The sequence below is a fragment of the Rhodanobacter sp. L36 genome, assembly GCF_009765755.1.
In the GTDB taxonomy this organism is placed as follows: domain Bacteria; phylum Pseudomonadota; class Gammaproteobacteria; order Xanthomonadales; family Rhodanobacteraceae; genus Rhodanobacter.
In genome coordinates this window covers 179,690-192,162 of sequence record NZ_LMUV01000004.1, presented here as the reverse complement: position 1 = coordinate 192,162, position 12,473 = coordinate 179,690, and the positions used below count along the sequence as shown (strand labels likewise).

The following is a 12,473-nucleotide window of genomic DNA, read 5'->3' as shown; positions in this document are numbered from 1 at the left end:
AATGTTTTTTTCAGCGCGTGACGAAAAGCATTCGCGCACAGGGTGCGCTCCTACACGCTCCGTAGAAGTCGATCGTTCCAGCATTGAGTCTTCGACCCGGAGGCGACATGCGTTACGAACTCTATTACTGGACGGGCATCCAGGGCCGCGGTGAATTCATCCGACTCGCGCTCGAAGATGCCGGCGCCGAATACGTCGACATGGCGCGCGAACACGGCGACGCATGCATGACGCCGTACCTCGGTGGCGAACATCAGGGCGCGATACCGTTCGCGCCGCCGTTCCTCAAGACAGGTCGCCTCGTCATCGCGCAGGTAGCGAACATCCTGCAATACCTCGGCCCACCGTTGAGCCTCGTTCCGGACAGCGAGTCACGGCGCATCCGGGCGCACCAGATCCAGTTGACGATCGCCGACCTTGTCGTCGAAGTGCACGACTCGCACCATCCGGTGGCGAGCGGTCTCTACTACGAAGATCAAAAAGCCGAAGCGAAAAAGCGTTCGAAGGATTTGTGCGAGACGCGCCTGCCGAAATTCCTCGGCTATTTCGAACAGGTGATTGAACATGGTGGCGGCCGTCATGCGCTGAGTGAACATTCGTATGTCGATCTGTCGCTCTTCCAGCTGATGTCCGGACTGGACTATGCGTTTCCACGCGCGATGAAGCGGCTCGGTCGCAAGCTGCCGCTGTTGCGCGCATTGCACCAGCGCGTGGCCGAGCGTCCGGGGATCGCCGGTTATCTCGCGTCGCCGCGGCGGCTGGGGTTCAACACGAACGGTATCTTTCGACACTACCCCGAACTTGATGATCAGTAAGGCGTCGGAAACGCCCGCTCAGAACAACGCGATCACCATCGCGCCGGCAACGATCAGCAAGCCGCCGATCAGCAACGGCCAGCTCGGACGTTCGCCGAGAAACACCAGACCCAGCACGATCGCGAGGGCAACGCTGAGTTTGTCGATCGGCGCCACCTTGCTGATCGGCCCGAGCTGCAGCGCGCGGTAATAGCAGAGCCACGACAGCCCGGTCGCGATGCCGGAAAGAATCAGGAACACCCAGCTGTTCAATGGCAAGCCGCTGGGTTTCGACCATTCCTGGCGCAGGCTCAGAATGCCCGCGGTGACGAACAGGATCACGATCGTGCGGATGAAGGTGGCGAGGTTGGAGTTGATGCCGACCACGCCGAGCTTGCCGAACAGCGCGGTAAGCGCCGCGAACAATGCGGAGCCGAGTGCGAACAGCAGCCAGCTTTCACGCAGTTGCATCGTTCGTCTCCACCCGCGGGTTCAACTCGTCGATCGTGCGAAACGTGTGGCCTAGTTGCTGCTGTCGTCGTCCGACGACGAGCTCGCTTCGGCTGGCTTGGATTTGCCCCACTCCAGCACCTTGTACATCACCGGACGCACCGGCTTCTGGCCGTGGTCGTCAACGATGCGGCCTTGCGGATCGACCATATAGGTTTGCTGGATGCCGCTCTTGGGCGTCACCACGATCATGTAGACCTGCCCGCTGCGGCTGTATTCCTGCACGGTGTCTTCGCCGCGCTGATGCACCTTGATTTCGGGTACGGAATTGTCGCGCCCCATGCCAGCGCCGTTGTCCTGCATGGACGGCAAGGCCTGCGGCTTCAAATCCAGCGTGCTGGTGCGCGGTTGGGCGGTGGACGACGCCGTCGCCGGTGCCGTTGCGTGTACGCCCGGATCGTTCATGCCTGGCGGTGGCGGAACATTGGCCGACGATGGCTTGGTCTGCGCGAACGCACCCGAGGACAGCAGGCTCGCAGTGAGCAGAAAACTTGCGCATACCAGCGGGGCGACATTCTTCATGGCGGCGATCTCGTACGGGGTGACGCAGCATAACAGCGGCTGCGCAGCGCTTCCGTGAAGCGCGGCGCCCGGCGACGCATGCGAGAATGCGGCATGGCCAAACTCATCCTCATCGACGGCTCGTCCTATCTCTATCGCGCGTTTCATGCGTTACCGCCACTGACCAATACGCGCGGCGAACCGACCGGCGCATTGTTCGGCGTGGTCAACATGCTGCGCGCCACGTTGAAGGCGCAACCGGAATTTCTTGCTTTCGTCTGCGACGCGCCCGGGCCCACTTTCCGCGATGCGCTCTACGATCAATACAAGGCACACCGGCCGCCGATGCCGGACGACCTGCGTTCGCAGGTGCAGCCGATGATGGACATCGTCGGCGCGCTCGGTTTTCCGATTCTGTGTGAGCCGGGTGTCGAAGCGGACGACGTCATCGGCACCATCGCGCGACAAGCCGAAGCGCTCGGCGTGGAAGTGGAAATTTCCACCGGCGACAAGGATCTCGCGCAACTGGTCGGGCCGCGCGTGACGCTGGTCAACACAATGACCAACACCACGCTGGATATCGCCGGCGTCATCGAGAAATTCGGCGTGCCGCCGAATCGCATCATCGATTTCCTGAGCCTCACCGGCGACAGCATCGACAATGTGCCGGGCGTCACCAAGTGCGGCCCCAAGACCGCCGCGAAATGGCTGGCCGAATACGATTCGCTCGACGGCGTGATGGCCAACGCAGACAAGGTCGGCGGCAAGATCGGCGAGTACCTGCGCGAAGCACTGCCGTCGTTGCCGCTGTCGCGCGAACTGGTCACCATCAAGGTCGACGTTCCGCTGCAACTGCATGCCAGCGACCTGACCTTGCGCGAACGCGACATTCCGAAGTTGCGCGAGATGTACGAGCGTTACGGATTCAAGGCCGCGTTGAAAGATCTCGATGCTGAAGGGCAACCTGTAGGAGCGCACTCAGTGCGCGATGCTGTTCCCGTTGAGAGCGATCGCACACAAGGTGCGCTCCCACAAGCGCCCGACGCGGCGCTCTCTGTTCCCGGCGAATACGAACTCGTCACCACGCCGGAGCAGTTCGCGATCTGGTTGCAACAATTGCATGCAGCCGAACTGATCGCGTTCGATACCGAAACCACCAGCATCGATGCGATGCGCGCGGAAATCGTCGGCATTTCGTTCGCGGTGGAAGCGGCGCGTGCGTGCTACATCCCGCTCGGCCACGATTACCCGGGCGTGCCGCAACAACTGAATCGCGACGATGTATTGCGCGCGCTGAAACCGATCTTCGAAGACGCGAACAAGTTCAAGCTTGGCCAGCACGCGAAGTACGACATCAACATCCTGTCGCATTACGACATCGCCGTGCAGGGTTTGCTGCACGATTCCATGCTCGAATCCTATGTGTGGAACGCCACCGCCACGCGCCACGACATGGATTCGCTGGCGAAGAAATACCTCGGCTACGAAACGATCAAGTACGAACAGGTCGCTGGCAAGGGCGCGAAACAGATTTCGTTTTCGCAGGTGGATCTCGAAACGGCGTGTCGTTACGCCGCCGAAGACGCCGACATCACGCTGCGATTGCATCTCGCGCTGTGGCCGCGGCTGGAAAGCGCGCCAGCGCTGCGCGGCGTCTACGAAAAAATCGAGATTCCGCTGGTGCCGGTGCTGGCCGCGATGGAACGCCGCGGCGTGCTGATCGACGGCGATGTGCTGCGCACGCAGAGCCAGCAACTCGGCAAGCGCATGCTGGAGTTGCAGCAGCAGTCGTACGCGCTGGCCGGGCATGAATTCAATCTCGATTCGCCCAAGCAATTGCAGGCCGTGCTGTTCGACGAACTCGGCCTGCAAGCGAAACTCAAGACGCCAACCGGCCAGCCGTCCACCAATGAGGAAGCGCTGGAAGCGATCGCCGATACACACGAACTACCGCGGCTGATCCTCGACTATCGCGGCTTGGCTAAATTGCGTTCCACGTACACGGACAAGTTGTCCGGCATCGTCAATCCGCGCACCGGTCGCGTACACACCAGCTATCACCAGGGCGCGGTCGCGACCGGACGCATCTCGTCGTCCGATCCAAATTTGCAGAACATTCCGGTGCGCACCGAAGAGGGCCGGCGCATCCGCCAAGCCTTCATCGCACCGCCGGGCTGGAAAGTGCTGGCGGCGGATTACTCGCAGATCGAGCTGCGCATCATGGCGCATCTCTCCGGAGACGAAGGCCTGCTGCGCGCGTTCCGCGAAGGCGGCGATGTACATCGCGCAACCGCGGCGGAAGTATTCGGCCTGGCGCCGGAAGACGTGAGCACCAACCAGCGTCGCGCGGCCAAGGCGATCAACTTCGGCTTGATGTACGGCATGAGCGCGTTCGGTCTTGCGCGGCAACTCGGCGTGGATCGCGGCGAAGCCAGCGACTACATGGCGCGTTATTTCTCGCGCTATCCCGGCGTGCGGAATTACATGGATTCCACGCGCGACCAAGCGCATCGCGATGGCTACGTCGAAACCATTTTCGGCCGCCGCCTGTACCTGGAAAATCTCACCTCGCGCAATCAGGGCCTGCGCCAAGGCGCCGAACGCGCTGCGGTGAACGCGCCGATGCAGGGCAGTGCGGCGGACATCATCAAGCGCGCGATGATCGCGGTCGCCGCGTGGCTCAAGGATCGCAACGACGCCACCATGCTCATGCAGGTGCACGATGAACTGGTGTTCGAAGTGCGCGCCGACTCGGTCGACGAAGTGCGCGCGGCGGTGATCGAGCGGATGTCCGGCGCGGCGGAACTCGCTGTGCCGCTGCTGGTCGATGCCGGTGTGGGCGACAACTGGGACGAGGCGCACTGAGTTTCATCCGGCCGCACGCGATCACTGCGTTAAGTCTTCATGAAATGGCCTCGTCGAATGAATCGGCCTTAAATTTTTTTCCGAACCCTGAAACTTTCTTTGCAATCCGTGTTCGAACTACTCGGATGCACGCAACGGCATCCACGGCGGACTCACCTCCCTGAGCTGCCAACCGGACGCGAACCTCTCCCCTGGGTCTTCGCGTCCCCGGCCCCGAAGGTTCCCCCTAGCCTTCGGGGTCTTTTTTTGCCCGCGATTTGTGCCCGCGATCGCGCCTGTACCGTTTCTACACACGCGCGCGCCGCATACTCCGCGCACATTCGACGAGGGGAAACACCATGCGCGCAGGTCTGATCATTGCAGGCATCATCTTGCTGGCCGCCGGCATCTGGGTCACCGCCGGCAACGGCAGCTACAGCAAAACCGATACCGTGGCGCAGCTCGGCTCCGCCAAGATCGAAGCCACGCACGACAAGGCCTTGCCGCAGTGGCTGGGCATTGCCGGCATCGTGGTCGGCGGCTTGCTGCTCGTCGGCGGCATCGTCAGCAAGAAGCGCTGAGCCAGCAAACAGCACGAAGAAAAACCGCCCTCGCGGCGGTTTTTTGTTGGTGCCCGGTACAATGGATCGGATGGATGTCTCCTATCTGATCGATCCGCTCAACGACGCCCAACGTGAAGCCGTCTGCGCGCCGCCCGGCCACTATCTCGTGCTGGCCGGCGCCGGCTCCGGCAAGACCCGTGTCCTCACTCATCGCATCGGCTGGCTGACCCAGGTCGAGCGCGTGCCGCCCTGGGCGATTCTCGCTGTCACGTTCACCAACAAGGCCGCCGGCGAAATGCGCGCGCGACTCGATGCGCTGATTCCCGGCGGCATCCAGGGCCTCACTGTCGGCACCTTCCACGGCATTGCGCATCGCCTGCTGCGCCGTCACTGGCGCGAGGCGGGCCTGCCGGAAACATTCCAGATTCTCGACGCCGACGATCAACTGCGACTGGTCAAGCGCGTGATCGCCGGGCTCGGTTTGGACGATGCGAAATTCCCGCCGCGTCAGGCAAGCTGGCAGATCAACAACTGGAAAGACGAAGGCAAGCGGCCCGACGGGATCGAACACGGCAATCATCCGGTCGCACGCACTTTCGTGCAGATTTATCAGGCGTACGAAGATGCTTGTCGTCGCGCGGGACTCGTGGACTTCGCCGAATTGCTGCTGCGCGCGCACGAGTTGTGGCTGAAGAATCCCGCCGTGCTCGATCACTATCAGCAACGCTGGCGCTACCTGCTCATCGACGAATTCCAGGACACCAACACGTTACAGTACGCGTGGATTCGCGTTCTCGCCGGCGCCAGCGGACAAGTGTTTGTGGTCGGCGATGATGACCAGGCGATCTATGGCTGGCGCGGCGCAAAAGTGGAAAACGTGCAGCAGTTCCTGCGCGATTTCCCGGGCGCACGGACCATCAAGCTCGAACAGAACTACCGCTCCACCTCCAACATTCTCAAGGCCGCCAACAGCGTCATCTCGCGCAACGGCAGCCGGCTCGGAAAACAGTTGTGGACGGCGGGCGACGACGGCGAGCGCATCGCGCTGTACGCCGCATACAACGAGCAGGACGAAGCGCGCTTCGTCATCGAACGCATCCGCGAATACATCGACGAACACGGCGACGCAAAGGACTGCGCGATTCTTTATCGCTCCAACGCGCAGTCGCGCAACTTCGAAGAACAGCTGATCCAGCGCGACATCCCGTATCGTGTCTACGGCGGCCAGCGCTTCTTCGAGCGCGCCGAAGTAAAAGACGCACTGGCTTACCTGCGACTCACCGCCAACCGTCACGACGACGCCGCATTCGAGCGCGCCGTCAACACGCCACCGCGCGGCATCGGCGACCGCACGCTCGACGTGCTGCGTCGTCGCGCTCGCGGCGAGAACACATCGATGTGGGAATCAGCACTGGCTGAACTTGGCGGCAGCGAACTCGCCGGCCGGTCGAAGAACGCGGTGAAGGCATTTCTTGTGTTGATCGACGAGATGGCTCGCCGCGCGCAGCCGCTGACGCCGGCGGAATCGATCGAAAAAGATCAGGGCCTCACCCTCTCCGAACAAATCGACCACGCGATCACGCATACCGGCCTGCGCGACTTCTACGAAAAAGACAGCCGCGGCAACGCCGAGTCGCGCGTGGAAAATCTCGACGAGCTGGTCAACGTCGCCAGCCGTTTCGAACTCACGCCCGACGACATCGAAGCAGGCCTGAGCGAGCTGTCCGCGTTCCTCTCGCACGCCACGCTGGAAGCCGGCGAAAACCAGGGCGAAGCGTGGGACGACTGCGTGCAGTTGATGACATTGCACTCGGCCAAGGGCCTGGAATTTCCGGTGGTGTTTCTGGTCGGCATGGAAGAAGGCCTGTTCCCGAGCCAACGCTCCGTCGACGACGAAGGCCGGCTTGAGGAAGAGCGTCGCCTCGCTTACGTCGGCATCACCCGCGCGCGCGAAAAACTCTTCGTCACCCACGCCGAATCGCGTCGCATGCACGGCACCGAAATGCTCGCACGCGCCTCGCGCTTCCTCGGCGAAATACCCGCCGAACTCATCGACGAAGTCCGTCCACGCGTACAAATCACGCGACCGATGTACGCCGGCCGCTCCACCTTCGAACCATCACTTGACGAATCCCTGCCGGTCAAACTCGGCCAGCGCGTCAGCCACCCCGTCTTCGGCGAAGGCACCGTCATCAGCGCCGAAGGCAGCGGTGCGCACACGCGTCTGCAAGTGAACTTCGAAAGCGCCGGAAGCAAATGGCTGGTCGCCGCGTACGCGAATCTGACGCCGCTTTGAAATGCGAGGCCTGTCCGTAATCAGACATGGCCGAACTCGATCGCAATCAGCTGTATTGCTCCGGCAACGATCAGGAAAGCCAACGTCCGGATCATTAGACACCTGCGGCGTAGACGATGTAGTGGATCAGCCTCGCACCCAGCTAAAACCTGGTCACCGCGTTGGCTTGCACGCTTCCCAAAGCTGCGAATCATTCGAACCGCCATGCAACGGCGTAACAGCTACAACAGCCAACGATCGGTTCTTACTGCGCCGGTATCGTAAACACGAAATGCCACCGACGTACCGACTGGAAGTAGCCGACCCGAGTCCAGACGAATCATGACCGTTCGGCCGTCAGGTAATTTCACTTTCGACGCGGCCACGCTTCCGTAATGAATGCGTCCGGACCAAATAATGGAACTGCTCTGCACAGTCCCGTTGACCAGATGGTACGGACCCGTTGCACGCGGCAACGTAAGCGATATGTAGATTTGCATTGCAATAAGCGAAGCGAATGCGAGTGACGCGAATCCCATGAGTTTCGGGTGACGTGCAGCGTAGGAGTTCTTTTCGGACGGCTCATTGAATCGAAGTGCGGCGTCGTGACTGACGTCCTGCTCGAGCGAGCCGGCAGCCTCTTTTTTTTGAAACTCGGTTTCGAGTTCCTGCAATTGCTCGTCTGCCTGGCTGATGAGGTCATCCAGATTCTTGTTCACAAGCGAACCCCTTTTGCGGTCTCATCGCTTATCGGAGCATGGGTCCCAAACCACACTTATCACGGCAACCGCAGCACTTCATGCTGAACGTGCCGGTTTGTAGATTATGACCTTCGTAATTCATGTTCTGTACTGAGGTTTTTGTCCCAATAAGGTGTCGGACCGAATCGCTGGCTCAGGGCTTCGACCATGGCGCGGGCTTTCGTTGAAAGCTGCCTTCCAGGCGGCCAGACAGCGTAAATGGAAGGCTCTGCCAGCGGATAGTCACGCAGCAGCATTTTGAGTTGGCCGCGTACGATCGGTTCGCTCGCCATGAAGGTCGGCAGCACGGCAAGTCCCAGTCCTTCGATCGCTGCATCGCACAGTGCTTGCCCGTTGTTGCAAGTCAATCTTTGCCTGGTGACTCGTGCAACCTGCCACGTGTCGCCAACTTTGAAGCGCCATTGATCGGCAACTGGGCGGTTGCTGTAGACAAGGCATCGATGATCGAAAGCTTCAAGATCATCGAGTGTCGTTGGTTCACCATGGATCGCCAGATACGAAGGGCTTGCGCAGACAACGCGGCGGCAAGGCGCAAGCAGGCGAGCGATCATCGAAGAATCCTTCAAGGCTCCGATGCGAACCGCCAGGTCGAAACCACCGTTGATCAAATCGACGTGCTCGTCATCGAGATCGAGCTCGATCTCCACGCGTGGGTGTTCGGTGAGAAAGGCGGCGACGGCGGGCGACAGGTGCGCGTGCGCAAAGGACATCGGCGCAGCGATGCGAAGCCGCCCGATCAGTTCGACCTGAAGACTCCGTGCGACCTCGTCCGCTTCTGCCACATCATCGAGGATGCGGCGTGCACGGTCGTAATACGCCTGTCCCATCTCGGTCAGGCTGAGGCGACGGGTGGAGCGGTTTATCACCGAGCCCTGAAGGCGTGATTCCAGTGCCGCAATGTGGCGGGTCACCGCCGACTTGGCGATATCCAGTCGTCGCGCCGCACCCGAAAAGCTTCCGGATTCGATGACCTGCGCGAAGACTTTCATGTCGTCAAACAAGCTCATGTCGCTTGGTCATTCCTCTTTTCGCAACAGTGTTTTGACGACGCGCTGAATTATGCCGACGGGCCCAAGCCGATATGTTACCGGCGCTATCAGGTTCGACAGAAAAACATGATCGAACATCCCGAGTCGCGCCACTCAACAAGGAACATATCCATGAAACATCCACTGCTTGCCATTGTGCCGACATGCCTGGTGGGCATGTTGCTGGCGTCCCCCGCGTCGGCCGCCGATACCTTCAGGCTCGATCCTGCCCACACACAGACGATCTTCACCATCAACCATCTCGGCTTCTCCAACATCACCGGCGCCGTGCACGACCTGCAGGGCACACTGACCATGGATACAGCCAAGATGGAACGAAGCACCATCGAAGTGACGATGGGTTCCGACAGTGTCGACACAGGCTTTGTTGCTCGTGACAAGGACCTGCAAGGTGCCATGTTTTTCAACGTTGCGAAGTTTCCGACGATGACCTTCAAGAGCACCCGCATCACGAAGACGGGCGACAAGACCTTCGACATCAAGGGCGATTTCACCTTGCTCGGCATCACCAAGGCGCTCGTCCTGAAGACCACCTTCAACCGCATGGCGCAGGACACCACGGGTACCAACGTGTTCAAGGTGGGCTATACCGCCACCACCACGATCAAGCGCTCCGACTTCGGCATGAAGGCATATGTCCCTTACATCAGCGATGATGTCAAAGTCACGATCAACTTCGAAGGCATCAAGCAATAGTGCCGGCGGCGCACCGAGCTCGGGATAGAACGCAGCACCAACCAGCCCGACTGGTGCGCCGCCACTTTCGCAACTCAGTTCATTTGTTCTGCAAGGATCTGGTGGTATCCGGGTCTTGCAGCAATCACTGCATCAAGCAGTGAAGCAGCGATGATCTGCGCGGGATTGACGCGAATCCTCTTCGGCAGCACCGGCGCCAGGAATCGGAGCAAGACCAGCGCCGCGCCTTCCGCACGCCTTGTTTCCTGACGTTCCCCACCGATGAGGCTGGGCCTGCAGATGGTCAGCGACCGAAATCCGATGTCCACAATCCCTTGCTCGACCTCTCCCTTGGTCCGGTAGTAGAAACTTCTGGAATCAATCGAGGCGCCCATGGCCGTCACCATGGCGTACGTATCCACGCCCGCCGCATGTGCCGCTTTACCAAAGGCGACGGGCAGTTCGCAGTCGACATGGCGAAACGCTTTCTTCGACCCAGCTTTCGCCCGTGTCGTCCCCAGCGCGCATATGACGGCGTCGACCTGAGACGAGGCCAGTGTCGGCAGCAGCTCCTCCAGCCGCGACGTCACTGGATTGCTCAGCTTCCGGTGCGGTTCAAGCGGGTGCCGGGTTGGCGCCAGCAACTCGGAAAACGCGTCGCTGGCCAGCGCGAGTTTCAGTGCTTCGCTTCCCACGAGACCCGTCGCGCCAAGCAGCAGAAGTTTCATTTCCGGAATCTCCATCACGTGATTTCAGTGAGGCAGGCAGCAGCAGATGCGCCGGGTTTTGCTTTGGGATAAAAGATCATCGATGCATGACAACCCTTCTGGTTCACACACTCTGATGCCCTTGGGCGGCGTTGGATACGGCTTCCCACTTTTCCCAATTGCTCAGGCGCGCCTGGTAGATCGCCTTGAATTTGGGAATGGTGGTCGAACCGAGTACCAGACGCAGCGGCGGATCGACGGCGTCCACGGCTTTGAAAATCGCTGCGGACGTCGCGGCAGGATCGCCAAAATCCTCCGGCTTGAAGGATGCGCGAATCGCTTGACGTATCGGGTCGTAGGCATCGATGGCGGGAGGGTTCTGCACGGCGGCGCGAAAACCCGTGGAGAAGTGGCCCGGCTCGATGATGGTGACTTTGATACCGAATGACGCCACTTCAGCCGCAAGCGCTTCGGACATCGCCTCGACGGCAAACTTGGTTGCGGTGTACGTACCGCCGGTTGGAAAACCTATGACGCCGCCAATGCTCGATACCGTCAGGATGTGACCACTTCCCTGCGCACGCAGGATCGGCAGCGCCGCCTGAAGCACGGAGAGCGTTCCGAACACGTTGGTATCGAAGCTGGCCTTGATTTGCTCCGGTTGCAGCTCTTCGATCGCGCCCATGTAGCCATAACCGGCGTTGCTCAGAACAACGTCGAGGCGGCCGAAATGCCGATGCGCCTGTTCAATGGTTTCGAAGACCGCGTCGCGATCGGTCACGTCCAGCGGAAGCACGAGGGCTGCATCGCCATAAGTGCCGATGACCTCATCGAGCACTTGGGGATTTCGCGCAGTCGCCACGACCCTGTCGCCACGCTTCAGCGCGGCCTCTGTCCAGACCCGACCGAAACCCTGTGATGCCCCAGTGATAAACCAGACCTTTGGTGTCGACATGAATTCTCTCCAAATAATTACACTCAATGCACAATATTGCACTTAGTGCATTTATTGCACCGAGTGCATACGCTGTCAAGAGTGATGTAATCTTGTGTGCGAACTCACTGTTGCCAGAGTCATGACGATGCCCAACTCGGGAAAAGCCCCCAGTGACCTGCGCGAGCGCAAACGACAACTGACGCTCGACCGGATTGCCGAAACGGGTCTGAATCTTTTCGTGGAGAACGGTTATGAGGCAACGACGCTCGATGCGATCGCAGCGGCCTCGGGCATCTCGCGTCGTACTTTCTTCTCCTACCTTAAGTCGAAGGAAGATGTGCTGATGGCGCACGAAAGCGGCAAGTTTCCGCTCGCGCTGGGACCCACTTTCCTGAAGCAATCTCCCGATCTGGCACCGATCGAGGCAGCCCGAAAAACTTTCCTGTCGCTTGCGTCAACCTACGAGACGAAGGAGTCCATCGTCGCGGACCGCATTCTCCGATCCATCGATACACTTCGTCTGCGCAAGGAAGCACTACTTGTACAGATGGAAGAGTTGTTGGCAGAAGCCATGTACGAGAAGTGGTCAGACAAACGACGTCGACCGACCCTGCGTCTGGCTGCGATGGTAGCTATCGGCGCACTGCGAATCGCAAAGGAAAACTGGCGGCAAGACGAGGCAGCACATCCGTTGACATATCACATCAACAAGGCCTTCGATCTTCTGAATCGAATGTGATGCTGGTTTGCGGGCTTGCGAATTGACCTCCAGCAGCATGCCCTATGAGGTGCCGCTGATTCATTCTTTCGCGTTCCTGGTCGGTGCCTGTCCCGGGTCGAAAGCAGACATGCAAGCC

The 12,473-nt window shown here is 60.2% G+C and carries 12 protein-coding genes; 6 read left to right on the top strand and 6 right to left on the bottom strand.

Annotation, left to right across the window (positions count from 1 at the left end):
• The first annotated feature begins 107 nt into the window (after positions 1–107).
• A complete protein-coding gene (locus tag GSQ73_RS08015) occupies positions 108–815 on the top strand; it encodes a glutathione S-transferase (protein WP_158882808.1) in 708 nt (235 codons plus the stop codon).
• A gap of 18 nt (positions 816–833) precedes the next feature.
• Here the strand turns inward: GSQ73_RS08015 and GSQ73_RS08010 are convergent, their stop codons facing one another.
• Together GSQ73_RS08010 and GSQ73_RS08005 are read right to left on the bottom strand one after the other, a co-directional pair.
• On the bottom strand, positions 834–1,265 hold the full coding sequence (locus tag GSQ73_RS08010; protein ID WP_158882806.1) for an EamA family transporter: 432 nt from the start codon (positions 1,263–1,265) through the stop codon (positions 834–836).
• A gap of 51 nt (positions 1,266–1,316) precedes the next feature.
• Entirely contained in the window at positions 1,317–1,826 is a 510-nt protein-coding gene (locus GSQ73_RS08005; protein WP_158882804.1) for a DUF2782 domain-containing protein, read from the bottom strand.
• A 93-nt stretch (positions 1,827–1,919) separates the two neighbouring features.
• On the opposite strand from GSQ73_RS08005, the gene polA reads away from it, so the two are divergent.
• The 3 genes from polA (at position 1,920) to uvrD (ending at position 7,508) form a co-directional block, all read left to right on the top strand.
• On the top strand, positions 1,920–4,670 hold the full coding sequence (gene polA, locus GSQ73_RS08000; protein ID WP_158882802.1) for a DNA polymerase I: 2,751 nt from the start codon (positions 1,920–1,922) through the stop codon (positions 4,668–4,670).
• Between the two features lie 338 nt (positions 4,671–5,008).
• On the top strand, positions 5,009–5,230 hold the full coding sequence (locus GSQ73_RS07995; protein ID WP_158882800.1) for a hypothetical protein: 222 nt from the start codon (positions 5,009–5,011) through the stop codon (positions 5,228–5,230).
• Positions 5,231–5,300: 70 nt separating this feature from the next.
• Positions 5,301–7,508: a DNA helicase II gene (gene uvrD, locus GSQ73_RS07990; RefSeq protein ID WP_158882798.1), complete on the top strand. Its 2,208-nt coding sequence runs from the start codon at positions 5,301–5,303 to the stop codon at positions 7,506–7,508.
• A 221-nt stretch (positions 7,509–7,729) separates the two neighbouring features.
• On the opposite strand, the gene GSQ73_RS07985 is transcribed toward uvrD, so the two are convergent.
• Together GSQ73_RS07985 and GSQ73_RS07980 are read right to left on the bottom strand one after the other, a co-directional pair.
• Positions 7,730–8,206, bottom strand: coding sequence for a hypothetical protein (locus GSQ73_RS07985; protein ID WP_158882796.1), 477 nt, complete (start codon positions 8,204–8,206; stop codon positions 7,730–7,732).
• Positions 8,207–8,310: 104 nt separating this feature from the next.
• Complete coding sequence (locus GSQ73_RS07980) at positions 8,311–9,249, bottom strand: LysR family transcriptional regulator (RefSeq protein ID WP_216844746.1); 939 nt, start codon at positions 9,247–9,249, stop codon at positions 8,311–8,313.
• Between the two features lie 159 nt (positions 9,250–9,408).
• Between GSQ73_RS07980 and GSQ73_RS07975 the strand changes: the two genes are divergently transcribed.
• On the top strand, positions 9,409–9,993 hold the full coding sequence (locus GSQ73_RS07975; RefSeq protein ID WP_158882794.1) for a YceI family protein: 585 nt from the start codon (positions 9,409–9,411) through the stop codon (positions 9,991–9,993).
• 74 nt (positions 9,994–10,067) lie between these two features.
• On the opposite strand, the gene GSQ73_RS07970 is transcribed toward GSQ73_RS07975, so the two are convergent.
• Together GSQ73_RS07970 and GSQ73_RS07965 are read right to left on the bottom strand one after the other, a co-directional pair.
• On the bottom strand, positions 10,068–10,700 hold the full coding sequence (locus tag GSQ73_RS07970) for an NAD-dependent dehydratase (protein WP_158882793.1): 633 nt from the start codon (positions 10,698–10,700) through the stop codon (positions 10,068–10,070).
• Between the two features lie 103 nt (positions 10,701–10,803).
• Positions 10,804–11,676, bottom strand: coding sequence for an SDR family NAD(P)-dependent oxidoreductase (locus tag GSQ73_RS07965; RefSeq protein WP_216844745.1), 873 nt, complete (start codon positions 11,674–11,676; stop codon positions 10,804–10,806).
• Between the two features lie 79 nt (positions 11,677–11,755).
• Between GSQ73_RS07965 and GSQ73_RS07960 the strand changes: the two genes are divergently transcribed.
• Positions 11,756–12,355 carry a TetR/AcrR family transcriptional regulator gene (locus GSQ73_RS07960; protein ID WP_158882792.1) on the top strand — a complete coding sequence of 200 codons (600 nt, stop codon included), beginning with the start codon at positions 11,756–11,758 and terminating at the stop codon, positions 12,353–12,355.
• The last annotated feature ends 118 nt before the right edge of the window (positions 12,356–12,473 follow it).